The organism is Paramagnetospirillum caucaseum, from assembly GCF_000342045.1.
Lineage (GTDB): Bacteria > Pseudomonadota > Alphaproteobacteria > Rhodospirillales > Magnetospirillaceae > Phaeospirillum > Phaeospirillum caucaseum.
This window is the reverse complement of the sequence record NZ_AONQ01000014.1, coordinates 49444-76351: the sequence shown is the minus strand read 5'-3', so window position 1 is coordinate 76351 and position 26908 is coordinate 49444. Positions and strand designations below refer to the sequence as shown.

Sequence of the window (26908 nt, the reverse complement as noted above, 5' to 3'; positions counted from 1 at the left end):
GCCTTTTTCGCTGATATATCAACACGATAGCCGGTAACGGTTTTCAGCGAAGTTTGATCGCCCTGGTTCGACCCTACATCGACAATGACCGACAGCCTATTGCCTGCTGCACCTCATCAACATGGAATCGCCAAACCACGTCCTGATGTAAGGCGGCATTCGCTCACGCGATATGCAGCCACATCAGGACTGACGACCCGCTTGCGGGTCGCTCATCGGTCAGTCGAGCTTCCGCCCGACATCGGCGGCACGGAGATGGGTGTATCGAGCCAGCATCCGAAAATCCCGATGTCCCGATACAACCGCCGTTTCAGGAATCGACAACCCTTTTTCGAACAGTCTGGAAATGGCTTCATGGCGTAGGTCATGGAAATGGAGATCGTCAATTCCAGCCCGATGGATCGTTTTCGACCACGCGAATTGGACCATCCTGATGCTGTAAGGGAAGGGTGCCTCCAGCTTGGCAGCAGCATGTTCGCCCAATATGCCGACCGCTCTGGTGGTCAGCGGCACCTCACGGGAAAAGCCGTTCTTGGTCATCGGCAGGAAGGCGATCTTGCCGCGAAAGTTGATGTGCTTCCATTCCAGTCCGATGATTTCCGCCTGCCGCATGGCGGTTTCCAACGCGAAATCGATTACATCCCAGATGTATTGGGTGTTTCCAGCAGCCGCAGCTTCCCGAAGGGCTTCATATTCACCGGGATAGAGCCGACGATCCCGCGACGGCGGCATTTTTGGTTTCCGAACTGCGTCGAGGCACACCTCTTTCAACGGAACATCCCAATCCAGGCGGGCAGTTCGCAGGATTACCCCGAAAGCCAACAGGTCATGCCGCACCTGCTGCGATCCAACGCTCTTGAGCCTTTCGTCGCGGTAGCTGGCGAACACCCCGGTCGTGAGGCGATCCAGGGTGAGCTTGGTGACCGGATGCCGCAGCAGCCGCTCCAACCGATACCGTTCCTGGTATGCAGATTTCTTGGTTGGGGTGACCGTATCTCGATACCGTTCAATGAGGTCGGAGAGCGTGGTGGTCGCCAATTCGATCACATGATGGGGATGCTCGGCTATATCGAGATTCGCCTCGATGGACTTCGACCAAGCGACCGCATCAACCTTTTTGGAAAAGGTCTGGGAGACGGTTTTTTGCCCAGAACGGCGGACCAAAGCCTGCCATTTTTTGCCGTGTTTTCTGATAGTTGCCAAACGCAATCACCCCCTGACTGGACCAAAATTGGACCAAAAGGGTGATTTTGGGGGGTTTTAGGCACACTTCGCTGAAAACCGTTACCGGCTATCGTGTTGATATATCAGCGAAAAAGGCTTGGAGCGGGTGAAGGGAATCGAACCCTCGTCGTAAGCTTGGGAAGCTTCTGCTCTACCATTGAGCTACACCCGCCCTATCGTGGAAATGGCTGAAAACAGCCATTCCTGCGTGGGGACCGGCATTATGCCAGATGCCCGTTTTTAGGCAAGTCCGGCATTCGGAGTGGCAGAAGAGTGGCGGCTTTTTTAAGCTTCCGCCGAGGGTTAGATTCCCTTCCCCCGCCCCAATCGTGGCACGAACACGGTTTCGGCCACGCTGACCATAACCGACCGGGCGACTGTGCCTTCAATTTTCCGGGAAGGGTTAATTAGAACGCCCTTGACGAACAAGGAACAAATCACGAACATGGGTTCGTTATCGTTCTGGAGGTCGGTATGGCACAGTCCGTGTTGTTCGCAGTGGATTACAACCAATCCCCGTTTTGCATCGTTCGGGCGGGTGATTTTCGGGATGCCATCAAGGTGGCATCAGGGTTTCTGGCAATGCCCGTTGCTGGGCAGGATGAATGGCGTAGCCCGACACCCGATGAAGTCGCCAAACTTCGTGCACGCCGCCCCAGTGACAGGGAACGCTACGCATTCGCCGTAATGCAGACCCAGTTCAGTGCGGGTGGGGAAGTTGAATTGTCGGCAGTGCCGCTGGGTCGTTTAGCTTGATAGCATTATCCAGCGGCTCATCCCCGATGAAGTCCAACAGGTCTTCCAGGCTGAGGCGGTGCCAGCCATCAATACCAGGGTCTATCGGCAAGTTTTCGGGAACATAAGGGTGTGTTAGGGCGATGAAGTAGCCGCCGCCTTGGGATGGCGAACCATACGCCCGCCAACCTTGGCTATGAACGATACTGGCGATGGCCCCCGCCCATCCCGCATACTCTTTCTTCATTGAGCGAATTGAGGTTGTAACCCTGAATATGAGATGGGCATAAGCCCTGAATCCCTTGAGTTCCTTCATTTTTGGGTGGAACAACGGGTTCACCGTAACCCTGATTATGATTATGAATTTGATTATGAATATCAGGGTTAGATGGAGCAGCAAGCCTACTGGTGTCAATGGTGCGACCAAAGTCCGCTGCCCCAAGCTGTCTTTCGCGGATGCGGTCAAGCATTGCGGCTGCATCTTGTCGTATAAGTCTATTTTGTTTCATAATAAGTTTTTCCTTGAATGATTATTTCATTAACGCCTCATGTGATGTTGCGTATTTGTATTTATACATTGTTGAATGGTTTAATGTCAAAATTCACTATTAATATTTCTTCAACTGCATTTAGCTACTTCAAGCCCACGATGATAACCTGTGCTTCCGAGCGTGCTCCTGTCCCTCAAATAGCCCGCCCTTCATCATGACCCCTGAACCCAATAGGCGAATTGGAGTATGGTCTCTGTATGCACTTAGCGGCACGAGGTTGCAGGTTCGTCGGAAGGGGAAACATGATTACCGATCAAGCATATTGGGATGGCGTTATGGGCGTACCGGAAGACCAACGCCGAAGCACTGGCCATGAGACACGAACTGGCCGATGCCGCCAAAAATGCGGATTGGGATAAATTGTTCGCCCTTCTCACCGATGCCCCGGAACTGGTCAATGCCATTCGGCCCGGTGGAGCTTCACATTATACGCCGCTGCATCAAGCGGCTTACGCGGGTGCTCCTGAAGCGGTTGTCCAACGGTTGTTGAATCTTGGGGCCTCACGCACGCTGAAAACGCAGGAAGGCGAAACTGCTCAAGATGTCGCCCGGCGTAAGGGGCATGTTGAGATGGAAAAGGCATTGGCACCGGAACACCGGGTCGTTATCCATCCCGAAATTTTGTCCCGCATTGAAGGGCAACTTCACCGGCTTATCCGGGGCCGAGCAAATGCGTTGGTCGATGCCGGTCGCCTCAGACTGCCGATGCTTGAATGCCTTACCGAATTGAACCGGGGAACGAAGACCTGGTTTGCCGTACCGGGAATGTATGGCGGCTTTTCCTACTGGTTTCCCGAGGACCAAAACGACTGCCTTTCCGTCGAATCATGGTGCCGTGTGGCAGATGGATCTGAACGCGGTCATGTCGTCTACGCCGACCGCATTATCCAGGTGATGACGGGAATGGCTTCTGGCGACCAAACCCCCGCATTTTGCATTCTCAGCAAAGTCGGCATCCCGAACCTGCCAAGCTACGAGGAAGCTTATTGGGTTGCGGATGGCATCGTGGACCACATTGCCCAGCCCGACATCGCATCAAAGCTGGTAGGGGCCAATGCCCTGGGCGTGGCAAGCCAAGTTGTACAGGACATCTTGCTGCCGCACCTTAAAGATAGCGGGTTCAGCAGTGAAAAGACGGGTCTGTTCGCCGCTTACGATGCGAAGAACCTTCGGCCGGACTATTTTAAGCCCTGCCGAAACGGTGGCGGTATGTTGGTCGAGGTGGAACGCGGCAAGACGCTCGCCAACAACATGGACCTGCTGGATCTATGGAAGTGCCATATCTGCCCTGATGCAAATTATCTGATCATCATCGTGCCGAAGATCCGGAAAAGTGAAAACGGCAACCGCCAACGGGTCTTTGAGCGGGTGGTGAGCCGATTGACCGCGTTTTTCCAGTATGGAAATGAGGTCAATGTCGATGCGGCTTTCATCATTGGATATTGAGAAACCCTGTATCACGCCATCCAGGTTTCCGAAATGGCTTCGGCCTGCTTCAGTACCAATTCAATGGCACGGGCCTCAAGGTCAGGCGGGTACTTGTAGCGTCTCAAGATAATTTTAATCCGGCCACGCATTTTGGCCCGCACGGTTTCACGCACCGACCAGTCCACAGATAGGTTGGTCCGCAGGAAATCCGTCAGTTGGCGGGCAATCTCCTTCAAGATGTCGTCGCCCACGTTCTTCCCTCGTTAGGTTTCCCCTGGGCGTGAACAAGAACGTATAATCATGCCCATTCATCTCAATTTCTACCGGGCAGAACAAGCCAGACCGAACTCCTACGCTGGCAATCTCTGCAGACTTGTCCTTCACTAAGCTTAAAGGGACGCCTTGCTGCCCACGAATGGCATTCAGCGTCGTGGCGATATCCGTTTGACCAAACCTTTTGCACACCTCAACGACGGCCTGAGGGGACTCCTCCATGGTAAGGGGCGAGTAAAGGAACACCTCACCATCGTCTGACGAAAACTCGTCAATGAGCCCACCGTTTGCACCAAGCTCAACGAGCAATTTGAGCTTTTCCGCATCCAAGCCAAAGTCCCTTTGGAAAGCAGATTTCTCTTTAGGGACGGAAACAACTTGATCAAGCACTGACACCGCAGCTACTTCTAATTCCCCAGGATTTCTCCTAAGCCACTGCTCACCTAGTTCTTCATAACTATTTCGGAGTTCGGGAACCCTCAGCTCAATTCGGGTGAAGTTGCTGGCCGACCCAACAATGCGGGCAAAATCTGCTTCCTCAAGGGTCCGTAGAACGACCTCAAGTTCCGTACCGTTAATGCCAAGCTCGGCTGCGAGGCCGTATAAAGCTTCGCTGTTCTCAATATAGTCGATGCCTTTGATATGGCTTGCCAGCGTCGCCGTCTTACCAATGAGAAGCGTGTTACGTAGGTATGCTTCTTTCGGACCATAGGCACGCAGGCTTCGCAAGCCCTCGTGGAAGTCTTGTGCACGCAGTGCAATGTTTGCCCGATCCACAGCACCCCCCAATTGGCCATAGCCGTTGCATTACCCTTAAAAAGGTTATGAGCCAACGGTTGAGGTGCCGCAAGGTATTTTGCCTGATTTAGCCCAGCTTCTTTACCAACTCTTCCGGCGAAATATGCGTGTAGCGGGTCAACATCCGGTATTCCCGGTGGCCGCTGATCAACGCCACTTCCGGCACGGTCAGGCCACGCTCGAACAAACGGGTGATGGCTTCGTGCCGCAGGTCGTGGAAGTGCAGATCGTCAATTCTGATCCTGTCCATCAACCGGTCAAACGCCAGCCGAACTGCAGTTTCGGTCACTGCGAACACCCGCTTATCATCCAACCCAAACCGTGAGCGGATGATGTCCATCGCTTTGCTGCTCAACGGCACGGTGCGGGGATGGCCGTTCTTGGTCATTGGCAGCAGAACCGTATTGGTGCGGAAATTGAAGTTCCGCCATTCCAAACCCAAGATTTCACCACGCCGCATGGCGGTTTCTATGGCGAACTCGATCATCGGGATCAAGTAGGTGGATTCGGACTTCTCCATCCCCTCCCGCATCTTTTCCAACTCGCCCGGTATCAATCGCCGCGTCCTTCCCGGCGGAATCTTGGGCTTGCGGATAAGGTCGACGGGGTTTTTGCCAAATGGAAAATCCCAGTCAATGGTGGCGGTGCGGATGATGTGGCCCATCAGATTTAACTCGTGGCGAACCTGCTGGGGGCCGCATGACTTTGACCGTTCATTGCGGTATCCCGCAAAGACACCGGTGGTCAAATCCTTCAGGTGAAGCTTGCTCATGGGGTGGGCCAGGAACCGCTTCATGCGGTAATTCTCCTGGCGGGCACTTCGCTTCGTGACGGTCACTTCCGCTTGGTAACGGGCAATCAGTTCGCCAAATGTGGTGGTCGCCATCGGCCCGACCTCGTCGGGCGTTTCGCCACGGTCAATGGACGCTTCAATCTGCCGTGCCCAAACTGCCGCGTCGGATTTTTTGGCGAAGGTTTGGTAAAGAACCGGCATGCCTTTGCGTTGAACTTTGGCTTGCCAGCTATCGCCACGCTTGCGGATGTTTGCCATACCGTTTCGCCGCCTCTTTACTCGTCAGAGTGGTAAAGGCGGTCGAGATAACTCTGCCTTGGCGTTCAGTCCAGGGCTAAGTCATTGATATCGCTGAAGGAAAATTGCTACTTTAGGTTGGGTTGGGAAGCTTCTGCTCTACCATTGAGCTACACCCGCGCCGAGGCGCAAAACATAAGGGGCGGACGGCTTGGGCGCAAGCCCGCCGACGGCTCCGTTGCCAGAAAGTGCCAGATGCTCCGGCCGCAGGCAACCCCTCTTGGCGGCGGCGGGACGGATCTCAGACGGCCAGATGGAAGCTGGTATTGTCCAGCGCGCTGGTATTGACGCCGTTCAGGGTTCCGACCAGATGGGAATTGGTGCTGTCGGCGGCACTCATGTCGGTGGTGTGCCACAATTCCACATTGCCGCCATTGTCGATGGCGACGATGCCGGCATTGGCGTCGCCGAAATCCTGGGCCGCGCCGGAGATGGTGGTGGTGCCCTCGGCATAGGTGGCGCCGGTGGTCCCGGTGGTCAGGGTGCCGCTGCTGCCCAGATCGAATTCGCGGTCGGACAGCGCCAGATGGTCCGTCCCCACCTCGAAGTCGGTGATGGTCTGGGTGGCGGTGGCGTCGGCGGAGGAATGCAGGACGAAGGTATCGACCGCCGCGCCGGTACCGCCGGTCAGGATGTTGGCGCCGAAGCCGCCGTCCAGATAGTTGGCCCCGGCATCGCTGCCGGTGATGGAATCGTTGAAGTCCGAGCCGACGACGTTGGAAATGCCGGTCAGTGTATCGGTTCCGGCCCCATGGATGGCGGTGCCGCTGGAAAGGCTCACGGTGACGCCCGCCAGCTGGTCGCGATAGGAGGCGGTGGCCGAGGTGCTTTGGCTGCCGTCGAGCACGTTGCTGCCGTCACCGCCCATCAGGGTGGTGGCGCCGGTTCCGGCGGTCAGGGTGTCGTTGTAATCGCCGCCGCGAATCTCGGTGAAGGCGGATTGCAGGTGTACGGTCTCGGACCCGCCGATCACCGCCGTGGTGCCGGAATAGAGGTTGGCGACCACCGCGCCCGAGGCATGGCCGAAATCGGCGGTATCGGTGCCGCCGCCGCCGGTCAGGGTGGCGTTGCCGCTGTGCCAGAGCAGGAGGTCGTCGCCGCTGTTGCCGGTCAGCGAGGTGTCGGAGGCCTTGCCGACCACGATGTAATCGGTACCCGCCGTGGTGGCGCCGCCCTCTCCGACGATATAGCGGGTGCTCCCGTCCAAGGGATCGACCACGCCGTTGAGGGCGTTGCCGACATTGGTCACGGTGCCGCCGCCATCGAAGGTCAGCACCATGTCCGAGCCGCTCCAGGCCATGTCGCGCACCACGGAATCCGCCGTGCGCCCGGCAATGTCCAGCGTCATGGCGCCGTTGCCGCTGGAATTGCCGATGGTGAGATTGGCGGTGGGACTGGCCGTCAGGGTGACGTGATCGGTCCCGCCGCCCCCCGCGAAGGTTCCGGCCACCGTTCCATTGATGGAAACGCTGTCGCCGTAGGTACTGCCGGTCAACACCTCCACATTGGTCACCGTGTCGGTCCCGCCGGAATGCACCACGGTGGCCGCGGCTCCGCTGATGGTGGCGGTGATCCCGGCCCCCATGGAGGCATAGCTGGCCACATCCGTTCCGCTGCCGCCGTCGAGGATGTTGGAACCGCTGCCGCCGACCAGGGTGTCGCCGCCGCCGCCGCCATAGAGGCTGTCGCTCCCGGCGCCGCCGGTCAGGGTCAGGTCGGCGGACCGGGACGTGCCGTAGACCTTGACGATGCCGTTGGCGGCCGAGGCATCGACCACCTTGATGTCGGCGCTGGTCACGTCCGAGGAAATATCCAGCAATTGGGTAGCGACGGTGGAAGACGATAGGGTCACCATCTCCACACCGGTGATGGCGGCCATGGAAATGGTGCTGCCCATGGCGTCGCTGACCACCAGCTGGTCGGTGCCGAGACCGCCCAGCACCGACAGTCCGGCGCTCAGCGAGGCGAAATCGGTGGTCAGTTTGTCGTTGCCGTCGCCCAGGTCCACCACGGTCAGGCCGCTGCCCACGATCAGGGTGTCGGCGGACGAGGTGGCGGTCAGGGTGCCGCCGGCATAGCTCAGGTCACGGTCGGAAAAGCGCAGGGTCTGGACGTTGGTCACCGTGTCGGTGCCGTCGCTGCCGCTTTGCGCCGCCACGGTCAAGGTGGAGGACGACAGGCTGATGGCGTAGTTGGAGGCCGCCCCCGAGAACCCCACCACGTTGGTTCCGGCGCCGGCGTCGATCACGTCGTTGCCCTGCCCGCCATAGACCGTGTCGTTGCCCTGGTCGCTGAACAGATACTCGCCCCCATTGCCGCCGTTGATCACGTCGTTGCCCTGGCTGCCCTGGACGGTGACGGTGGCGGTGGAGGTGATGTTGATAGTGAAGCCGTCGTTCTGGTCGTCGAACTTGAACCACTGGCCCGCCGTGGTGGCGTTGGTGAGGTTGATGGTCTCGATGTTGACGATCTGACCGTTGGCGCCCAGACCATCCTCGAAATTCACCGCGCCGATGGACAGGACGTCGCCGGTGCCGCCGCCGCCATCCATGACGGCGTCGTTGCTGGCCCCGTAGATCACGTCGTCGCCCAGGCCACCCAGGAAGGAATCGGCTCCCGATCCGCCGGTGAAGGTATCGGCGCCGTTGCTGCCGGTCAGAGTCAGGGCGGTGGTGAGCGCCGAGGCGTCGACCGTAATGCTGCCGGTGACGGTGGAGAAATTCATCGCCGAGACGGCGACGCCGGCATTGGTGGTCACCGCCACGTCGCCATCGGCGAAGCGCAGGGTCTCCACCGTATCGACCTTGTCGGTCCCGTCGGTGCCCGATTGCGCCGCCACCGTGATGGTCGTGCCGCTCAAGGTGTAGGAATAATCCTGGGCATTGTTGTTGAACACCGCCACGTCGGTTCCGGCGGCGCCGAGGATGGTGTCGTTGCCCTGGCCGCCGGTGATGGTGTCGTTGCCGCCGTCGCCCCACAGATACTCGCCGGCATTGCCGCCGTTGACGATGTCGTTGCCCTGGCTGCCCTGAACGGTGACGTTCTGGCTGCTGGTGACATTGATGGTGAAGCCGTCACTCTGGTTGTCGAACTTGAACCACTGCCCCGCCGTCGAGGCGCTGGTGATGTTGACGGTTTCGATATTGGCGATCTGGCCGTCGTTGACATCATCGAAGTTGACGGCATCGACGGACAGGACGTCGCCGGTGCCGCCGCCGCCATCCATCAGGGCGTCGCCGGACGCGCCGTGGATCACGTCGTCACCCAGGCTGCCGGTGAATGAATCGACCCCCGCGCCGCCGGTCAGGGTGTCGTTGCCGCTGCCGCCGATGATGGTCGCCGCCTGGGCGCCGCCGACCAGGACCACGTTGCCCGAAGAGGTCGAGCCATCGAGGATGATGCCCTCGAAATTGGTGATGGTCTTGCCGCTGATGTCCAGCGTCCCCGCCACGGTCTGGTAGAAGGTGACGGAATCGCCGTCGCTCGAGGCGCTGTCCACCACCACGCCGGCTCCGGCGGCGGACACGTCGTCGAAGGTGATGGACGAGGTGCCGGTGCCGGTGGCGATGCTTTCCACCGAGGTCAGGACGATGCCGGTCAGGTCGAAGGCGCCGCCGCCGTCCGCCTGCCGGATGACGTCGGTGCCGGCGCCGCCGACGATGGTGGTGAATTGCTGCGGATTGGCGCCGCCGCCGAGAATCACCGTGTTGCCACCCGCCGCCAGGGCCAGGACATCGATTCCGGTGACCGTCCCGGCCGCCAGGTCGAGGGTGCCGGCATCGGTGACGGTCAGGGTGTCGGTGCCGCTGGCCCCCGTATCGGCGATGCTGTCCCCGGCGGTGAAATTGGCCACCGCCGTCTCGTAATTATTGGCCCCCGCGCCGCCGTCATAGGTGTCGACGCCCGAAGTGGTGACCATGGTTCCGATGGCTACCGTCGAGCTGGCGGTGTTTGTGATCTCGCCGCCCGGTCTTTTATCGGTGATGACGTAGCTGATAGTTGCCGTACCCGAGTAGCCGGCATTCGGCGTGAAATCGACGGAGGTGGCCGTCTCGTTGGAAAAGGCTCCCTGGCTGCTGGTGAATGAACCGGCCTTGATGAACAGAGCGTCATTGTTCTTGTCGCTGGCCGTGGACAGCAGCGTCTCGAACGTAATGGTGACCGTCGTTCCGGACGTGCTCCCCGACAAGGTGACGGGCGACGCCGTCGGTTTATCGTTCGGCGGCGGCGCCACCGATACTGGCGGCGGCGGCGGCGGTGGAGGCGGCGGCGGAGGAGGTGGTGGTGGCGGCGGCGGAGGTGGCGGCGGTGGCGGCGGCGGCGGCGGCGGCGGCGGCAACTGCACATCGGTCGTGCCGCCATCTCCGCCCGGATTACCGGTCGCGCCTCCCCCACCCTTGCCCCCCGTCCCCGCCGGAGCGGCGGGCAGGCTCGGCGCCGTGGCGGGCGGCGGCGCGGGCGCGGGGGCGATGGCGGCCACGGCGGCGCCGGCATTGGCCGACACCGACCACGAACCGCCCGAGGTGGCGCCGACGATGCCCGACCCGGCGGAATTGAGCGTGAAGCTTCCACCGCCGCCGCCCAGCGCGCTGACCGCCACCTCGCCGACAAAGTTAGAGCCGGGATCGGGCAACAGGGCCACGGTGGTATTGCCGTCGGCGCCCACGGCACCGGCCACGGTGGTGCCGCGGATGCCCAGGCTCATCACCGGGGTGGCGAGGCGGGCGGCGTCGGGCTGGGTCTTGGCGATGTCGCCCGACACGAAGCTGAAGCTGCCCTTGGCCACCAGCAAGGTTTCCTTGCCGGTCTTGGTGGCGGGGTTGTAGGAGAACTCGTCCAGACCGACCAGCCCCTGGTCCTTCAGCACGAAGGTGGAGCGGTCGGCGAAGACCAGGGAGATCTGTGAACCCGACGACGTCTTGACGGAATCGCCCTGCACCAGCGGCGCGCCGATCTGGGCGGGTGCCTCCTGGCCGTTGCGGACGATCCAGGCGTCACCCTGGAGCTTGTCCACCTTGCCGATCACCACATTGCCGGCCGGCTTGTCGGCGGCATCCTGGATGTCGGCGACCGGCGTGGCGAGGTTCTTCGCCGCCGGGACCTGTGACGGATCAATGTACATGGCACCAATCCCAAACGCCGGCCATCACTGTGCTCCGCTTCCCGTTCTGGGTTCCCCGAAGCCGCCCGGCCATTTCACTTTGAACGAATTCAATGAAAAAATCATGTCGTTGCGCAGCAGCGGATCGAGAACCATACGTAAGATGGACTTGGCGCCGATGACGATGGAGGCGGTTCCCGCCATGCCCGAGCGCACCGGCCAAGCCACCCCCTTGGCATCAGTCAGCGCCACCTTGTCGGCGTGAATCTGCACCTTGTAATAGGTCAGCGTGGCATTGCCCTTGGTTTCCTCGAAGGAATCGGCGCCCACCATCATCACCTTGCCGGAAAGCGCGCCGAAGCGGAACTGATCGTAGGCCGACAGCCGTACCGAGGCGGGCAGGCCGGGGCGCAGGTGGCCGATATCCTGGGGCGGCACCTTGGCCTCGACCACCAGGGCATCGTCGAGGGGCACGATGTCCATCAAGGTGTCGCCGGGCTTGGCCACCTGCCCCACGCTGGCGATGGCACTCATCTTGACGATGCCCCTGACCGGCGAGCGGATTTCCGAGCGGGATTCCCGGTCGGTGGCCACCTCCATGGTGGCCTTCAGGGCCGACAGCTCGGCCTCCACCTTGCCGATCTCGTCCAGCACGCCGGCCCGCCAGCCCTTCTCGAATTCCGACAGGCGGGCCTCGGCCTCGCTCATCTGGGCCTTGAGGCGCGAGATGGATTCGCGCGCCGTCGAGACCTCGGTGTCGAGCATCAACTGCTCGCGCTCCAGCTTGACGATCTCCTGGTTGCCGACCACGCCGGAATCATAGGCCTTCTTCTTGATGCGCATCTCCTCGACGCCCTTGGCCTGGGCGCGGCCGAGGCCGGTGGACTTGGTCTCGGTCTCCACCACCTCGCGGCGGCGGCGCTCGATCTCGCGCGAGATCACCGTGGCCTGTTGGGCGCGGTGGGACAGGCGCTCGGCATGAATCGCCGATTCGCGCTTTCTGGTCTCGGCGTCGATCTCCACGTCACGCGGCCACTTGATGTCGGCGACGTTGTCCAGGTCGGCGCGCAGCCGGGCGGCCCGGGCCTGATAGGCGGACCAGCGGGCCCGCTTGTCGGCCAGGTCACCGGCGCCTTGGCTGTTGATCAGGCGGACCAGCACGTCGCCCTCGGCCACCAGGGTGCCCTCGTGCACCAGCACCTCGGAAATGGTGCCGCCCTCGAAATGCTGGACGTGGCGCACCTGGCTTGAGGGTTCGATGCGGGCCTGGGCGGTCACCACCTCGTCGATCTCCAGGACCGCGGAGGCGCCGGCCAGCCCCATGAAGGCCAGGGCCGACCAGACCAGCAGCCACGAGGCGGAGGGCGGCGTCAGCCGGGGGGCGATGCCGTGGATGGGCGAGCGGAACGGGTCCATGGGATCGGCGGCCATCTCAGGCTCCCCCTCCCGCCGGCGCCGCCGGGCGGCGGGTGACGTCCAGCAGCCTGCCCTTGTCCAGCCGCGCCACCCCGGCGGCCAGGGCCACCACCGCCGGGCGGTGCGAGATGACCACCAGCGAGCGGACGCCGACGGCCTGATGGATGCCGGCGATGGCCCGCTTTTCCGAGGCCTCGTCCAGGAAGGCGGTGGGCTCGTCCAGAATGGTCAACGGCGCGCCGCGCAGCAGGGTGCGGGCCAGGGCGACGATCTGGCGCTGGCCGCCCGACAGGTTGCGGCCGCCCTCCGCCACCTGGAAGTCCAGGCCCATGCCCATGGGCATGATGCCGCCCGCCCCCAGGGTGTTCATCATGGCGATCATCTGCTCGTCCGGGACCAGCCCGTCGAAGCACAGATTGTTGCGCAAGGTGCCGGAATAGAGCGGCGGGGTCTGCGGGCACACCGCCATATGGCGGCGCAGATCGGCGGGGTCGACCAGGGCGATGTCGACGCCGTCCAGCAGCACCCGGCCCGCGGCCGGGCGGATGATGCCCGACAGCACCTTTTCCAGGGTGGTCTTGCCCGATCCCGACGGCCCGACCACCGCCAGCCGGCCGCCGGCCTCCAGTTCCAGGGTGATGGAGTCCAGCGCCGGATTGAAGGCGCCGGGATAGCGGGCGGTCACCGCCTCGACCATCAGGCCGCCGCGCGACACCGGCCGGTGGATCAGGGCCGAGCCGGTGGGCCGCTCGGTGGGCCGCCCGGTAACGGTGCGCAGCGCCTCCAGCGAGGCCACCGCCGACTGCACCTGGGGCACCACCGAGACCATCTGCATGGCGGCGCCGGTGAAGCGGGTGGCCAGCATGGTGGCGGCCAGGATCACCCCGGCGCTCATGCCGCCCTCCACCGCCCGCCACGCCCCCAGGCCCACCGCCATCAGCAGCGCCAGGTTCTGGGCCAGCATGGAAATGTTGCCGCGCGCCGCCGACAGGGTGCGGATGGCCCGCGCCGTGGCGGCATAGAGTGCCGTGCCGTGGCGGAAGCGGGCCTGGAGATAGGCCCCGGCGCCGACGCGCCGCACCGTCTCGGGATCGGAAAAGGATTCCTGCGCCGCCTGGGCCCGGTGGGTGGCGGCCCCCGACAATTCCTTGTAGAGCAGGCGCTGGCGATGGATGGCCAGCAGGGTTCCTCCCGAGACCAGCAGGTTGAGCCCCAGCACCGCCAGGGCGATCAGCGGGTCGCAAAGAAACAGGCCCAGCAGGAACAGCAGCATGAACGGCAGGTCGGCCAGCAGCGACACCGCCGCCGCCCCCAGCCCGTCGCGGATGGAATCGAAATCCTGCAGCAGGCGCATCAGGTGGCCGCTGGGCGCCGCCGCCCCGTCGAAGCGGGTCTCCAGGATGCGGCGATGCATGTCCATGGCCAGGCGGATGTTGCCCTCGTGCAGGGCGTCCTCGACGAACAGGGCGCGCAGGCGGCGGAACACCTGCTCGAACAGGGCGGCGCCCAGGAACATCAGCACCATGGCCAGCAGCGAATCCAGCAGACCGTGGGGCAGCACCCGGTCGTAGACCTGGGCCGAGAAGATGGGGGCGGCCAGCGCCAGGACGTTGGCCAGCATGCCGGCCAGCCCGGCCCGCATCACCATGGGCCGCCACGAGGCCAGCAGCGCCGGCCACGAGGTCGGCAGGGCCGAGGCCTCGCGGTCCAGACGGGGCCGCAGGAACAGCATGCGGCACGACGCCCCCTCGGCGGGGGCCATCACCAGGGCGCGCGGCTCGCCGGGGCCGAGAACCACGCAGGGGAACAGGTCGGCGCCCAGCCGGGCGGGATTGACCCCGTCCTCCACATGGGCGGCGAAGCCGTAGCGCGACAGCGTGGCGATCCACGGCGCCTCGGCGCCGTCGGCGGTGGCCATGCGGTAGGAATCCTTGAGCGCCGTCGCCGCCACCGCGTGGCCCATGGCGCGCAGGCAGGCCGAGACCGCCAGGGCCTTGTCGTCCAGTCCCTCCAGCTCAACCGGCCTGAGGGGCAGCATCGGCGGTGCTCTCCGGCGGCGGCGTATCGGTGAAGGTGTCCGACGGCGGCACATGGTCGATGCCCTGGGCCGATTTGAGGCGGGCCTTGGCCCCCTGCAGGTCGGAATACAGGATGAAACGGCGCAGCGTCGACAGCATGGCCGAGGCCTCGGCCTTGATCTCCTCCATGGCGCTGCCGCTGCCCGCCTGCTTGGACTTGGCGGCCAGCCCGGTGATGCGACGGTCGATGGCGGCCATCTGCTCGGTCAGGCGGTATTCCTTGAGCGCGTGGCGGACCTGGATGTCGGCCACGTGCACCTGGGTCAGCACCGCCATGCCCATGGCCAGGCGCCGGGCGCGGGTGGTCTCGGCGACGGTCTGGGCGTTGCCGATGCGCTTGGGCGCCGTCAGGATATCCACCAGGTTCCAGGCCATGTGGGTGCCGGCGTCGGCCCAGGCGTTGTACTTGATGTAGCTGTTGGAATCGTAGTGGCCACCCATGAACGGGCCGATGCCCGGCAGGGTCTTCAGCAGTTCGGTGCGGATATCGTCGCGGTCGATGCGGAACTGCACCTCCTCGGTCTTCAGTTCCGGCCGGTTGGCCAGGGCGGTGGCCTCCATGGCCTCGACGCTCAGGTCCGGGTCCTCCACCGACAGGAAGGAATCGTCCTTCAACTCGGCCAGTTCGAAGGCGCCGGACGACGGCACCCCCATGTGCCCGGCCAGATCGGCCTTGGCGGTCGAGGTCTGGCGCTGCAGTTCGGCGATCTGGCGCATGGTATCAACGATGGCGCGCTGGTGCCCCAGCATCTGCATGGGGTCGCCCACCTTGGTGCGCTCGGCGGTCTCGGCGTCCTCCACCGACTTGACCAGCCGGGCCTCCAGCGAGGCGTATTTGCGGTTGGCGAATTCGTTGATCACCGCCTTCCAGTAGGCGGCCTGGACGTCCTGGATCAGCAGGTGCTGGGCGCGGCGGCGCTTTTCCGCCGCCAGGACCATCTTGTCCTCCTCCTGGTCGGCGCGCACCAGGGCGATGCCGAAATCCACCAAATTCCACGAGGCGGTCAGGTCGCCGGTGCGGCTGATTCTGTCCTCGCCGGTGCTGTAATTGGCCACGGTGCCGGTGCTGAGGTCCTTGGAGGTGGTGGCCTTCCTGGGGCCGCGCTTGGACCAGTTCCCCTTGGCCGCCAGCTCGGGCAGCATGGCGAACAGCGACAGGTCGGCCTTGCCGGCGGCCAGCGCCTCCTCCAGCGACTTGACCCTGGCGTCCAGATTGTGGGCCACGGCCAGCGCCACGGCGTCCTCCACCGAAAGCGGCCGCTTCAGCACCTCTTGCGGCAGGGATTCGGCGTGGCTGCTGATGTCTTGGCGAATCTCGGCCAGATCCTCGGGCATGACGGAACACGCCGACAGCATGGCCGCCGCACCCACCCCCAGAACCGCATTCCTGAACTTCGTCCGACCCGGCAACACCAGACCCCTTGGGACAATTCGCACTGGTTCAACTTGGTACTATTCCCGACAGAGTCTGAAGTTTTAGTGAAGGAACGGGTCCTATCAATTTGTTATGCCTGGACTGGCGACCAGCGGCGAACACTGACCAGTCCGGCCCGGCCCTTGACCTTGTTCTCCTCGGCGGCCGAAAAGCCGGTATCGGGCAGGCCCGAGCGGCGCAGGGCCAGTTCGTCGATGACCAACTGGTTGGCCTCGGCCAAGGAGCATAACCGGGCCGCCAGATTGACGCTGTCGCCGATCACCGTGAAGTCCTGCCGCTCCTTGGGGCCGATGGCGCCCAGGATGGCCTCGCCGTCATAGATGCCGATGCCGATGGAGCGGGCCATGGGACGCGCCGCCAGATCGGACAGCACGGCCTGAGCCGCCGCCAGGGCCCGGGCCTCGCGGTCGCTGCCCTCGAAGCGCACCAGCAAGGCGTCGCCGATCATCTTGTCCACGTCGCCGCCATGATTGGTGACGATCTCCACCTGACGGGTCATCAGTTCGTTGAGAAAATCCACCGTCGCCCTGGGCGGATGGAACTCGGCCAGGCTGGAGAAGTCGCGGACGTCGGAATAAAACAGGGTCATCCCGGCGCGGGTGGTCGGCACCACCCCGTCGGGGGACAGGCGCGCTGCCGCGCCGGCGCTTTGCGACACGAAGCGCTCCAACTGGCGGCGCAGGCTCTGCTGCACGTTGACCCGACCGTCGATATCGGCCTGGGCCTTGCTCACCACCCGGTGAAGCCACACGCCGAAGGCCAGCAGGATCAGCGCCGGCAGCACGGCGAACCGGGCGAAGCTGTCGAAGATGATGTCGTCGAGCACGCTGGACGGCTCGTAGACCTCGAAGGCGATGGTATGGCCGCCGCTCTGGACGGGAATATAGATTTCATAAAGCGACAGGTCGCCGCGCAGAGTGGTCTCGATCTCGGGGCGCAGGTTGCGCAGCACCCGGCGCATCAGGGCATTCTCCTCGCGCACCCCGAGGTCGGCGCTGTCCGAGGCATACAGCGTGATGCCGCGCTCGTTGAAGATCTTCAGCTTGTAGACGTGGCCGTCATTGGCCACCGCCTCCAGCAGAAAGCGGGCCCGGGCGCTGGCCGGGTCGGCGAACACCACCGCCGGATTCTCTCCGGCGATCAGGCGCGACCAGATGGCGGCCTCGGCCTTCTCCACCAGATGCACGGCGTTCTCCACCCGGCGCTGGGTCGTCTCCAGATAGACGCGGCGCTCCAGCGAGGTCACCGACAGCCAGCCGCCGGCCAGCAGGATCAACGCCGAAACCACCAGGGCCGGGATCATCCGGGTGAGGAACAGCCGGCGGATGGGAAAAGGCTGATCCACGGGCTCTATGATGGCGGTCATGCTCGCTCCCCCCCCCCCGGCTGTACGCGCGGAATTAATCCAAGCCAACCGTAGCCGCCGCCGGATGAACGGGGCCTGAACGGCGGTTCTTCGGCGGGCGCACGGCTGGGCTGTCCGGCGGGCGGATCAATATTCTTGGTCATGGCGACGGGAATCGTGATATCTCACCGCGTCGCTTGCCGCCCCTTGGCGGAAAGCCCGGGGCCAGCGCCCCCCTTTATTTCTGAAGAAAGCACCCACCTCTCCATGGACTTCTTTCCCGCGGGCCATCCGCTGCTCAAGGCTCTGACCGAGCGCGACTACACCGACCCCACCGCCGTTCAGGAAGCCGTGCTCGAACCCGGCGCCGCGGGCCGCGACCTGCTGGTCTCGGCGCAGACCGGGTCCGGCAAGACCGTGGCCTACGGCCTGGCCATCGCCGACACCCTTCTGGGCGATTCCTTCGTGCTGGAGCCGGCGGCCGAGCCCCTGGCCCTGATCGTCGCCCCGACCCGCGAGCTGGCGCTGCAGGTCCACCGCGAGCTGACCTGGCTGTACGAGCATGCCGGTGCCCGCGTGGTCTCCTGCGTCGGCGGCATGGATCCCCGCGCCGAGCAGCGCATGCTGGGCCAGGGCGCTCATATCGTGGTGGGCACCCCCGGGCGCCTGCGCGACCACCTGGAGCGCGGCGGGTTGCGCATCAACCGCCTGAAGGCGGTGGTGCTGGACGAGGCCGACGAGATGCTCGACCTCGGCTTCCGCGAGGACCTGGAATTCATCCTGGAGGCCACGCCCCAGGAGCGCCGCACCCTTTTGTTCTCGGCCACCCTGCCCCACGGCATCGTTTCCATGGCCAAGCGCTACCAGCGCAACGCCTGGCGCATCGCCGTCTCGGCCGGGACGCAAGGCCATGCCGACATCGAATACCGCGCCGTGCGGGTGGCTCCCAACGAGATCGAGCACGCGGTGGTCAACCTGCTGCGCTATTTCGAATCGCCCACCGCCATGGTGTTCTGCAACACGCGCGATTCGGTGCGTCACCTCCAGGCCATCCTGCTGGAGCGCGGCTTCGCCGCCGTGGCCCTGTCGGGCGAGTTGGGCCAGAACGAGCGCAACAACGCGCTGCAGGCGCTCCGCGACGGCCGCGCCCGGGTCTGCGTCGCCACCGACGTGGCGGCACGCGGCATCGACCTGCCCAATCTCGGGCTGGTGATCCATGCCGAACTGCCGCAGAACGCCCAGACCCTGCAGCACCGCTCCGGCCGCACCGGCCGGGCGGGCAAGAAGGGGGTGAGCGTGCTGCTGGTCCAGCTGTCCCGGCGGCGCAAGGCGGACATGCTGCTGCAGACCGCCGGACTCCAGGCCATCTGGAGCGGGGCGCCCTCGGCCGAAGACATCCGCAAGCTGGACCAGGAGCGCCTGCTGACCAGCCCGCTGCTCACCGAGGAGACCACCGAGGACGATCTGGCCATGGCCAAGGCCCTGCTGGCCGAGCGCCCGGCCGAGGAGATCGCCGCCGCCCTGGTGCGCATGTACCGCTCGCACCTGCCCGCCGCCGAGGAAGTGTTCGATCCCGGCCCCGGCTCGCCGTCTCGGGAACCCCGGGAGCACCGCGAGCGCGAACCCCGCCCGCCGCGCGAGGGCAAAGGCCCCGGCCTGCCCGGCGGAGCCGTATGGTTCCGCATGAATATCGGCCGCCAGAAGAACGCCGATCCGCGCTGGCTGATCCCCATGATCTGCCGCCAGGGCAAGATCACCAAGGCGGAGATCGGCGCCATCCGCATCTTCGAGCGCGAGACCCGCTTCGAGATCGACGCCGCCACCGCCGACCGCTTCGCCACCGCGCTCCGCCAGATCGAAAAGGCCGAGGTGCGCATCGAGCGCCTGGCCGAGCACGCCTCGGAACCCGCCGCCGGCCCCGTCCCCGCCGGGGTCAAGCCCATCGGGCCGAAGACCGGCGGGCCGAAGAAGGCCCCATGGAAGGACAAGAAGGACGGTCCCCGCAAGGGCAAGCCCGAGCGGGCCTGAATGCGGACAGGATGCCCGCGCTCCGAAAACGCCATGGAGCGCGGCCGTCCCGGCCGCCATTCCTGTTGACTCTTCCGCCGCGACGGACTAGAACCCCATCCTCTTCAGAGTTCTGGAGATCCCCGCCTCCGAGGAGGCCCGCTGGTCCGCGAGTGTCGCGCACCGGCGTGTAATTGTTTTTGGGCCTGGATGATGTTCGAGAGCTTGAGCTCAAGACTGGGTAAGGTGTTCGAGAAGCTGACGGGCCGTGGCGCCCTGTCGGAAGCCGACGTCACCGAGGCCCTGCGCGAGGTTCGCGTCGCCCTGCTCGAGGCCGACGTCGCGCTCTCCGTGGTCAAGGAATTCATCGGCCGGGTCAAGGCCCGCGCCGTCGGCCAGGAGGTGATCAAGTCGGTCACCCCCGGCCAGATGGTGGTGAAGATCGTCCACGACGAGCTGATCGCCACCCTGGGCACCAAGGGTACCGAGCTCAACCTCAGCGCCGTGCCGCCGGTGGTCATCCTGATGGTCGGCCTGCAGGGGTCGGGCAAGACCACCACCTCGGCCAAGATCGCCTTGAAGCTCAAGAAGGAGAAGAAGAAGGTTCTTCTCGCTTCGCTCGACGTCTACCGCCCCGCCGCCCAGCAGCAATTGCAGATTCTGGCCGGACAGGCCGAGGTGGGCAGCCTGCCCATCGTCATGGGCGAGATGCCGGTGGCCATCTCCAGGCGGGCCGTCGACGTGGGCCGCAAGGAAGGCTACGATGTCGTCATTCTCGACACCGCCGGCCGCCTGCACATCGACCAGGAGCTGATGGCCGAGGTCGCCGCCGTGCGCGACGCCACCCAGCCCACCGAGACCCTGCTGGTCACCGACGCCATGACCGGCCAGGATGCCGTCACCCTGGCGCGCGAATTCAACGAGAAGGTCGGCGTCACCGGCATCGTTCTCACCCGTATCGACGGCGACGCCCGTGGCGGCGCCGCCCTGTCCATGCGCGCCATCACCGGGCGGCCCATCAAGTTCCTGGGTGCCGGCGAAAAGCTCGACGCCCTGGAAGTCTTCCACCCGGACCGCATCGCCGGGCGCATTCTCGGCATGGGCGACGTGGTCGGCCTGGTCGAGAAGGCCATGGAGACGCTGGACCAGGAAGAGGCCGAGCGTCTTGCCAAGCGCATGGAGAAGGGCAAGTTCGACCTGGACGACATGCGCAAGCAATTCGCCCAGGTCCGCAAGATGGGTGACCTGAAGGGCATCCTCGGCATGCTGCCCGGCATCGGCAAGATGGCCGGCGCGCTGAAGGACGCCAATATCGACAACAAGATGGTCGCCCGCCAGGAAGCGATCATCACGTCCATGACCAAGGCCGAGCGCCGCAATCCCGACCTGATCAAGGCGTCGCGCAAGAAGCGCATCGCCGCGGGCGCCGGGGTCGAGGTCCAGGACGTCAACAAGCTGCTCAAGCAGTATCAGCAGATGGCCGACATGATGAAGAAGGTCGGCAAGCTGGGTCAGAAGGGGCTGATGCGGCACGGCATCGGCGGCCTGCTGCCCCCCGGCATGAAGTTCGGGCGCTGACCGGCGCCCAAAGGTTATTCGGTTTCGAACAGAGGAAGACCTAAGAATGGCTCTGAAGATTCGTCTCTCCCGCGGCGGCGCCAAGAAGCGTCCGTTCTACAAGATCGTCGTCGCCGACGCCCGCGCGCCGCGCGATGGCCGCTTCATCGAGAAGGTGGGCACCTACAACCCCATGCTGCCGAACGACAACGGCCAGCGCTGGATTCTCGACGAGGACCGCGTCAAGCATTGGCTCTCCGTCGGCGCCCAGCCGACCGACCGTCTGGTCCGCTTCTTCGCCGACAAGGGCCTGATCGCCAAGCCGGCGCGGCCTGAGCAGACCAAGCAGCCCCAGCCCAAGGCCAAGGCGCTGCAGCGCGCCAAGGACCAGGCCGAGCGCGACGCGGCCGCCGCCGCCGCCGCTTCCGAAGCGGGCGAGTAATTCCCCATGGGACCTCGTGTCCGCGTCGGCGTGATCGTCGGCGTCCATGGGGTCCGGGGTGCGGTCCGCATCAAGAGCTTTACCGAGGAGCCGGCCGATATCGGCTATTACTCCCCGATGGAGGACGAGGCGGGCGGCACCAAATTCCGGCTGAAGGTGACGGGCGAGGTCAAGGGCCTGGTCATCGCCACGCTGGAGGGAATTGCCGACCGCAACGCCGCCGAGGCGCTGAAGGGCACCGGATTGTGGGTGCCCCGCGAGCGTCTCCCCGGCAGATTGGCCGAGGACGAGTTCCTCTATTCCGATCTGATCGGGCTGGTGGTGGAGGCGGTCGACGGCAAGAGGTTGGGCACCGTCAAGGCGGTGGCCGATTACGGGGCCGGTGACGTGCTGGACATCAAGCTGGAGCCGAAAGGCGACATGATGGTGCCCTTCACCAAGGACTCGGTGCCGGAAGTGGATATTGCGGGCGGTCGGCTGGTGGTGGTTCCGCCGGTCTACGCGCCCGATGAGAACGAGGAGAGGAATGGTGGAGCATAGGGACCCCTGGCGGGCCACATTGCTCACCATCTTCCCCGAGATGTTTCCGGGGCCGCTCGGCCTGTCTTTGGCAGGAAGGGCGCTGGAGGAGGGCAAGTGGGCTCTCGACACGGTGGATATCCGGAGCTTCGCTTCGGATAGGCACCGGTCGGTGGACGACTCGCCCTTCGGCGGCGGAGCCGGAATGGTGATGCGTCCCGACGTGCTGGACGCCGCCATCCAGGGCAGCCCGGCGCCGGGGCCTCTGGTGTACATGACGCCGCGCGGCCGGCTGCTGAACCAGAACCTGGTTCGTGAGCTGGCGGCGGGGCCGGGTGTGAGGGTTCTGTGCGGGCGTTTCGAAGGGGTCGACCAGCGGTTGCTGGAGGCCCACGGGGCGCTCGAGATCAGCGCCGGCGATTTCGTCCTTTCGGGCGGCGAGCCGGCGGCGCTGGTGATGTTGGACGCCATCGTCCGCCTGCTTCCCGGCGTGATCGGGAAGGAGGAATCGCTGGCGGAAGAGAGCTTCGAATGGGGATTGCTTGAGTATCCCCATTATACCCGGCCCCAGGTATGGGACGGGCGAACGGTGCCGGAGGTCCTGCTTTCCGGTCACCACGAGAAGATTCGCGCATGGCGGAAACGTCAGGCGGAGGACATAACCCGGCAGCGCCGGCCCGATCTCTGGGATCGGTACGTCGCGGCCAAGAACGTGAGTGAGGGTTGAGCCATGGTTAACATCATTGAGCAGCTCGAGAAGGAGCAGATCGAGAAGCTGACCGCCGATCGCGGCGTCCCCAGCTTTGCTCCGGGCGATACGCTGAAGGTCAACGTCAAGGTGATCGAAGGCAACCGCGAGCGCGTCCAGGCCTATGAGGGCGTCTGCATCGCCCGCAAGAACGACGGCCTGAACTCGTCCTTCGTGGTGCGCAAGATCAGCTACGGCGAGGGCGTCGAGCGTATCTTCCCGCTGTACTCCCCGAACATCGCCTCCATCGAGGTGGTGCGCCGCGGCGACGTACGCCGGGCCAAGCTGTACTACCTGCGCGACCGTCGCGGCAAGTCGGCCCGTATCGCCGAGCAGACCACCGGCCATTCCGGCAAGGTGGCCGCCGCCGAGCGCGCCGACGCCGCCGCCGTCAAGGCCGCCAAGGTCGCCGCCGCCAAGGAAGAGTAGTCTCTTCCTTTCGGTTCCTTGGTTCCGCCCTCGTATCAGCCTCCTTCCCGCCGGGAAGGGGGCTGTTCGGGGACCGGATGCTTGACTGGTTGGTGCGGCCTCTTAGCCCCAGGGGCGTTCGCGTCCCGAGATATCAGGCCGCCTGAGTGCTGCTTCATTCTAGGGATTCGACATGGCCAAGCCCCGCACGCTGTTCGACAAGATCTGGGACGCCCATCTGGTGGACGTCCAGGACGACGGTACCTGCCTGATCTACATCGACCGCCACATGGTCCACGAGGTCACCAGCCCGCAGGCCTTCGAGGGCCTGGAGATGTCGGGCCGCAAGGTGCGCCATCCCGAGATGACCCTGGCCGTGGCCGACCACAACGTGCCGACCACCGACCGCTCCAAGGGCATCGAGAACGAGGAGAGCCGGATTCAGGTCGAGACCCTGGAAGCCAACGCCCGGAAGTTCGGCGTCGAATACTTCGCCATGGACGACATCCGCCAGGGCGTGGTGCACATCGTCGGGCCGGAACAGGGTTTCACCCTGCCCGGCACCACCATCGTCTGCGGTGATTCCCACACCGCCACCCACGGCGCCTTCGGCTCCCTGGCCTTCGGCATCGGCACCTCCGAGGTGGAGCACGTGCTGGCCACCCAGACCCTGGTGCAGAAGCCGGCCAAGAACATGCGCATCACCGTGACCGGCAAGCCCGGCTCCGGCGTCACCGCCAAGGACATCGTGCTGGCCATCATCGGCAAGATCGGCACCGCCGGCGGGACCGGCTACGTGGTGGAATTCGCCGGCGAGGCCATCCGCGACCTGTCCATGGAAGGCCGCATGACGGTCTGCAACATGACCATCGAGGCCGGTGCCCGCGCCGGCCTGATCGCCCCCGACGACAAGACCTTCGCCTACATCGCCGGCAAGCCGCGCTCGCCCAAGGGCGCCGCCTTCGAGGCAGCGGTCAGCTACTGGAAGACCCTGTTCACCGACGAAAGCGCCCATTTCGATGCCGAGGTGACCCTCGACGCCTCCGCCCTGGTGCCGCAGATCACCTGGGGCACCAGCCCCGAGGACGTCATTCCGATCACCGGCACCGTGCCCAACCCCGCCGACATCAAGGACGAGGCCAAGCGCAAGGCCGTCGAGCGCTCGCTCGACTACATGGGCCTCACCGCCGGCCAGAAGGCCACCGACATCGCCATCGACGTAGTGTTCATCGGCTCGTGCACCAACGGCCGTATCGAGGATTTCCGCGCCGCCGCCGAGATCTTCAAGGGCCGCAAGGTCGCCCCGGGCGTCCAGGTCCTGGTGGTTCCCGGTTCGGGCCTGGTCAAGGAGCAGGCCGAGGAAGAGGGCCTGGACAAGGTATTCCTCGAGGCGGGTGCCGAATGGCGCGAGCCCGGCTGCTCCATGTGCCTGGCCATGAACGCCGACCAGTTGAAGCCGGGCCAGCGCTCGGCGTCGACCTCGAACCGCAATTTCGAGGGCCGCCAGGGCCGCGGCGGGCGCACCCATCTGGTCAGCCCCGCCATGGCCGCCGCCGCCGCCGTCACCGGCAGGCTGACGGATGTGCGGAGTCTGTAAGCGACGAGACCGGGCCACCGGAGCAGATGACGGGCTTTAAACCCGACAGGTCGAAAATGGTCCGGATATTCGGGGAGCAATGACGCAATGAGCCTGGAACGTGCATCTCCTGCAAAGAAGTTCTTTATTCTTTGCCTTGCTGCACTCATGCCGTTCATTCTTGCTGAGATCGCGCTACAGATTTACTACGGGCAGAAAGATGGGAATTTTTCGGAACGGAATGTGAAATTCACTCATATCCCGTATGTGGGCTATGCCCATAAGCCGAACTCCCGTGTCAAGAAAGCCCTGTTTTCCGATCGCCATGGCTTTGTGACCAATGGCGATGACGGAGACCGCGACCTGACCGTCAAGCCGGCCAATGAATTCCGGGTGTTTATCCTGGGCGGCAGCACGGTGGCCGGAAGCTGCGTCCCGGCTCCGTCCCTGAGCATCACCGCCCGGCTCGAGACATCCCTCAAGGAGATGTTCGCCGCAAACAAGATCAATCTTGTTCCGCACGTCATCAACGCGGGAGTCAGTGCCTATTTCTCGGCTCAGGAATCGGCACTGCTCGATCGAGTCATCACCGGCCTGGCCCCCGATTACATCATCATGTTCGATGGCGCAAACGACTTTTACAACTCATTCGGTGAAGGGTGGAGCGGCAGCGACATCAAGGGATTGCTGCGGTCCAATTACGGCGGCGATGCGCTGGCCCTTTATGATTCCTACAACAATATGTTCACCTTTGGGGGGCTGCTGAAGCAGCTTCCGATCATTCTGCAGGACCATCTGGCCCTGGCGCGCTTCACCATGGATAATTACAGACGGGTCCTGAACAAGCTCACCAAGGAGCGCGCCCGCGCCCGAAATATCCTGGAAAAGGGTGATGCCAGCGTCGAGATTCCGGTTCCTACCGCCGAGGAGCGGTTCGCTCCGCAGGTTGACCGTCTCGAGCGCAATATCCGTTCCTCCCTGTCCCTGACTCTCGGCTGGCCGCAGATGTCGTATGCCTACGTTCTTCAGCCCATCATGTATGAAGGCGTGCCCATGAGTACAGAAGAACAGGAAATTTTTGAAAATTGGGATAAGGGTGCCTGGGGCAAGGATACCGGGCCGCTGAAGGCTCGCGAGAAATTTTTTGGCCGCGTCGGAGAGCGCGTCACTGCTCTGGCAAAGAGCTATGCAAGCCAAAAGCAGTTGGTATTCTTGGATATGACGCATGCATTCGCGAGCAAGCCTGCCGACGTGACTTACGCATGCGACCATGTTCACTATACGCCGGCTGGATATACTGTGATTAATTCCGTCCTGGCGGATAAACTGGGACCCCACATCATGGAGGCCGCGCGGATGGCCAGTCGGCGCGGAGAACTTGATCGGAAGTTGTAAGGGCGATAATGGCTGCATGATGCGGGGTGGCGCCGCAGGCGCGGGAGCGATAATGTTCTCGCGGCGTTTGCGCCCCCGTCCCTTTCAGTCGAGGGAAGAGAATGAATCGAGGGAGACGGACGTAGTTATGGAAAAGTTCACCACTCTCACCGGCGTCGCGGCGCCGCTGCCCATGATCAACGTCGACACCGACATGATCATCCCCAAGCAGTTCCTCAAGACCATCAAGCGCACCGGGCTGGGCAAGAATCTGTTCGACGAGATGCGCTACACCCAGGACGGCAAGGAAGTCCCCGACTTCGTGCTGAACAAGCCGGCCTATCGCTCGGCCAAGATCCTGGTGGCCGGCGCCAATTTCGGCTGCGGCTCGTCGCGTGAGCATGCGCCGTGGGCCATCGGTGATTTCGGCATCCGCTGCGTCATCGCGCCCAGCTTCGCCGACATCTTCTTCAACAACTGCTTCAAGAACGGCATCCTGCCCATCACCTTGCCGCAGGAGCAGGTGGACAAGCTGCTGGACGACGCCAATCGCGGCGCCAACGCCATTGTCACCGTCGATCTGGCGCGTCAGGTCATCACCGGCCCCGACGGCGGCTCCATCGCCTTCGAGGTCGATCCCTTCCGCAAGCATTGCCTGCTGAACGGCCTGGACGACATCGGTTTGACGCTCCAGCGCGAAGGCAAGATCGCGGCGTTTGAGGAAGCCCGCAAGGTGTCCTCGCCCTGGCTGTAGCCAAGGGAATTCGTTTCCATCCGTTGCTTGACGGGGCCTCGCCCAGGCG

General features: G+C 64.0%; 21 protein-coding genes and 1 tRNA gene. 11 read left to right on the top strand and 11 right to left on the bottom strand.

Annotated elements, in window-relative coordinates; genetic code table 11:
• Nucleotides 1-219: 219 nt before the first annotated feature.
• Complete coding sequence (locus tag H261_RS07220; RefSeq protein ID WP_040475912.1) at nucleotides 220-1203, bottom strand: site-specific integrase; 984 nt, start codon at nucleotides 1201-1203, stop codon at nucleotides 220-222.
• Between the two features lie 119 nt (nucleotides 1204-1322).
• Nucleotides 1323-1396: transfer RNA gene (locus tag H261_RS07215), tRNA-Gly, on the bottom strand.
• Nucleotides 1397-1698: 302 nt separating this feature from the next.
• On the opposite strand from H261_RS07215, the gene H261_RS24740 reads away from it, so the two are divergent.
• Nucleotides 1699-1980, top strand: a complete 282-nt coding sequence (locus H261_RS24740; protein WP_152426753.1) for a hypothetical protein — start codon at nucleotides 1699-1701, stop codon at nucleotides 1978-1980.
• A 173-nt stretch (nucleotides 1981-2153) separates the two neighbouring features.
• On the opposite strand, the gene H261_RS24735 is transcribed toward H261_RS24740, so the two are convergent.
• Complete coding sequence (locus H261_RS24735) at nucleotides 2154-2429, bottom strand: hypothetical protein (RefSeq protein WP_152426752.1); 276 nt, start codon at nucleotides 2427-2429, stop codon at nucleotides 2154-2156.
• Nucleotides 2430-2822: 393 nt separating this feature from the next.
• On the opposite strand from H261_RS24735, the gene H261_RS23270 reads away from it, so the two are divergent.
• A complete protein-coding gene (locus H261_RS23270; protein ID WP_161625011.1) occupies nucleotides 2823-3956 on the top strand; it encodes an ankyrin repeat domain-containing protein in 1134 nt (377 codons plus the stop codon).
• An 11-nt stretch (nucleotides 3957-3967) separates the two neighbouring features.
• Here the strand turns inward: H261_RS23270 and H261_RS07200 are convergent, their stop codons facing one another.
• The 8 genes from H261_RS07200 to H261_RS07170 all read right to left on the bottom strand — a co-directional run bounded on the left by H261_RS07200 (nucleotide 3968) and on the right by H261_RS07170 (nucleotide 17495).
• The gene (locus H261_RS07200; protein WP_008615904.1) at nucleotides 3968-4189 is read right to left on the bottom strand and encodes a type I restriction enzyme endonuclease domain-containing protein; all 222 of its coding nucleotides are present in this window, start codon (nucleotides 4187-4189) and stop codon (nucleotides 3968-3970) included.
• Nucleotides 4104-4988 (bottom strand): hypothetical protein, encoded by an 885-nt coding sequence (locus H261_RS24730; RefSeq protein WP_152426751.1) that lies wholly within the window; start codon nucleotides 4986-4988, stop codon nucleotides 4104-4106. Before H261_RS24730 ends, H261_RS07200 begins: the two co-directional genes overlap by 86 nt.
• A gap of 88 nt (nucleotides 4989-5076) precedes the next feature.
• Nucleotides 5077-6060, bottom strand: coding sequence for a tyrosine-type recombinase/integrase (locus H261_RS07195; RefSeq protein WP_008615896.1), 984 nt, complete (start codon nucleotides 6058-6060; stop codon nucleotides 5077-5079).
• A gap of 280 nt (nucleotides 6061-6340) precedes the next feature.
• Entirely contained in the window at nucleotides 6341-11221 is a 4881-nt protein-coding gene (locus tag H261_RS25750; protein ID WP_008615895.1) for a cadherin-like domain-containing protein, read from the bottom strand.
• 24 nt (nucleotides 11222-11245) lie between these two features.
• Nucleotides 11246-12631, bottom strand: coding sequence for an HlyD family type I secretion periplasmic adaptor subunit (locus tag H261_RS07185; protein WP_008615894.1), 1386 nt, complete (start codon nucleotides 12629-12631; stop codon nucleotides 11246-11248).
• A gap of 1 nt (nucleotide 12632) precedes the next feature.
• A complete protein-coding gene (locus tag H261_RS07180) occupies nucleotides 12633-14654 on the bottom strand; it encodes a peptidase domain-containing ABC transporter (RefSeq protein WP_008615893.1) in 2022 nt (673 codons plus the stop codon).
• Nucleotides 14632-16104, bottom strand: coding sequence for a TolC family protein (locus tag H261_RS07175; protein WP_235062888.1), 1473 nt, complete (start codon nucleotides 16102-16104; stop codon nucleotides 14632-14634). The genes H261_RS07180 and H261_RS07175 overlap by 23 nt, the downstream gene beginning before the upstream one ends.
• A gap of 95 nt (nucleotides 16105-16199) precedes the next feature.
• Nucleotides 16200-17495: an adenylate/guanylate cyclase domain-containing protein gene (locus tag H261_RS07170; RefSeq protein ID WP_008615891.1), complete on the bottom strand. Its 1296-nt coding sequence runs from the start codon at nucleotides 17493-17495 to the stop codon at nucleotides 16200-16202.
• Between the two features lie 246 nt (nucleotides 17496-17741).
• On the opposite strand from H261_RS07170, the gene H261_RS07165 reads away from it, so the two are divergent.
• The 9 genes from H261_RS07165 (at nucleotide 17742) to leuD (ending at nucleotide 26859) form a co-directional block, all read left to right on the top strand.
• On the top strand, nucleotides 17742-19502 hold the full coding sequence (locus H261_RS07165; RefSeq protein WP_008615888.1) for a DEAD/DEAH box helicase: 1761 nt from the start codon (nucleotides 17742-17744) through the stop codon (nucleotides 19500-19502).
• A gap of 192 nt (nucleotides 19503-19694) precedes the next feature.
• Nucleotides 19695-21059, top strand: coding sequence for a signal recognition particle protein (gene ffh / locus H261_RS07160; RefSeq protein ID WP_008615885.1), 1365 nt, complete (start codon nucleotides 19695-19697; stop codon nucleotides 21057-21059).
• A 46-nt stretch (nucleotides 21060-21105) separates the two neighbouring features.
• Nucleotides 21106-21480: a 30S ribosomal protein S16 gene (rpsP, locus tag H261_RS07155; protein ID WP_008615884.1), complete on the top strand. Its 375-nt coding sequence runs from the start codon at nucleotides 21106-21108 to the stop codon at nucleotides 21478-21480.
• Between the two features lie 6 nt (nucleotides 21481-21486).
• A complete protein-coding gene (rimM, locus tag H261_RS07150; protein ID WP_040475910.1) occupies nucleotides 21487-22020 on the top strand; it encodes a ribosome maturation factor RimM in 534 nt (177 codons plus the stop codon).
• Complete coding sequence (gene trmD, locus H261_RS07145; protein ID WP_008615879.1) at nucleotides 22007-22726, top strand: tRNA (guanosine(37)-N1)-methyltransferase TrmD; 720 nt, start codon at nucleotides 22007-22009, stop codon at nucleotides 22724-22726. Before rimM ends, trmD begins: the two co-directional genes overlap by 14 nt.
• Before the next feature lie 3 nt (nucleotides 22727-22729).
• Nucleotides 22730-23176, top strand: a complete 447-nt coding sequence (gene rplS / locus H261_RS07140; RefSeq protein WP_008615877.1) for a 50S ribosomal protein L19 — start codon at nucleotides 22730-22732, stop codon at nucleotides 23174-23176.
• A gap of 172 nt (nucleotides 23177-23348) precedes the next feature.
• On the top strand, nucleotides 23349-24752 hold the full coding sequence (gene leuC / locus H261_RS07135; RefSeq protein ID WP_008615874.1) for a 3-isopropylmalate dehydratase large subunit: 1404 nt from the start codon (nucleotides 23349-23351) through the stop codon (nucleotides 24750-24752).
• 87 nt (nucleotides 24753-24839) lie between these two features.
• Nucleotides 24840-26126, top strand: a complete 1287-nt coding sequence (locus tag H261_RS07130; protein ID WP_008615872.1) for an SGNH/GDSL hydrolase family protein — start codon at nucleotides 24840-24842, stop codon at nucleotides 26124-26126.
• Nucleotides 26127-26253: 127 nt separating this feature from the next.
• A complete protein-coding gene (gene leuD, locus H261_RS07125; RefSeq protein WP_008615871.1) occupies nucleotides 26254-26859 on the top strand; it encodes a 3-isopropylmalate dehydratase small subunit in 606 nt (201 codons plus the stop codon).
• The last annotated feature ends 49 nt before the right edge of the window (nucleotides 26860-26908 follow it).

What these genes read in the sequence shown, in the direction of transcription:
- H261_RS24740 (WP_152426753.1), top strand. Translation starts at nt 1,699, where the DNA reads ATGGCACAGTCCGTGTTGTTCGCAGTGGATTACAACCAATCCCCGTTT.
- H261_RS24735 (WP_152426752.1), bottom strand. Translation starts at nt 2,429, where the DNA reads ATGCTTGACCGCATCCGCGAAAGACAGCTTGGGGCAGCGGACTTTGGT.
- H261_RS23270 (WP_161625011.1), top strand. Translation starts at nt 2,823, where the DNA reads ATGAGACACGAACTGGCCGATGCCGCCAAAAATGCGGATTGGGATAAA.
- H261_RS07195 (WP_008615896.1), bottom strand. Translation starts at nt 6,060, where the DNA reads ATGGCAAACATCCGCAAGCGTGGCGATAGCTGGCAAGCCAAAGTTCAA.
- H261_RS25750 (WP_008615895.1), bottom strand. Translation starts at nt 11,221, where the DNA reads ATGTACATTGATCCGTCACAGGTCCCGGCGGCGAAGAACCTCGCCACG.
- H261_RS07185 (WP_008615894.1), bottom strand. Translation starts at nt 12,631, where the DNA reads ATGGCCGCCGATCCCATGGACCCGTTCCGCTCGCCCATCCACGGCATC.
- H261_RS07180 (WP_008615893.1), bottom strand. Translation starts at nt 14,654, where the DNA reads ATGCTGCCCCTCAGGCCGGTTGAGCTGGAGGGACTGGACGACAAGGCC.
- H261_RS07170 (WP_008615891.1), bottom strand. Translation starts at nt 17,495, where the DNA reads ATGACCGCCATCATAGAGCCCGTGGATCAGCCTTTTCCCATCCGCCGG.
- H261_RS07165 (WP_008615888.1), top strand. Translation starts at nt 17,742, where the DNA reads ATGGACTTCTTTCCCGCGGGCCATCCGCTGCTCAAGGCTCTGACCGAG.
- ffh (WP_008615885.1), top strand. Translation starts at nt 19,695, where the DNA reads ATGTTCGAGAGCTTGAGCTCAAGACTGGGTAAGGTGTTCGAGAAGCTG.
- rpsP (WP_008615884.1), top strand. Translation starts at nt 21,106, where the DNA reads ATGGCTCTGAAGATTCGTCTCTCCCGCGGCGGCGCCAAGAAGCGTCCG.
- rimM (WP_040475910.1), top strand. Translation starts at nt 21,487, where the DNA reads ATGGGACCTCGTGTCCGCGTCGGCGTGATCGTCGGCGTCCATGGGGTC.
- trmD (WP_008615879.1), top strand. Translation starts at nt 22,007, where the DNA reads ATGGTGGAGCATAGGGACCCCTGGCGGGCCACATTGCTCACCATCTTC.
- rplS (WP_008615877.1), top strand. Translation starts at nt 22,730, where the DNA reads ATGGTTAACATCATTGAGCAGCTCGAGAAGGAGCAGATCGAGAAGCTG.
- leuC (WP_008615874.1), top strand. Translation starts at nt 23,349, where the DNA reads ATGGCCAAGCCCCGCACGCTGTTCGACAAGATCTGGGACGCCCATCTG.
- H261_RS07130 (WP_008615872.1), top strand. Translation starts at nt 24,840, where the DNA reads ATGAGCCTGGAACGTGCATCTCCTGCAAAGAAGTTCTTTATTCTTTGC.
- leuD (WP_008615871.1), top strand. Translation starts at nt 26,254, where the DNA reads ATGGAAAAGTTCACCACTCTCACCGGCGTCGCGGCGCCGCTGCCCATG.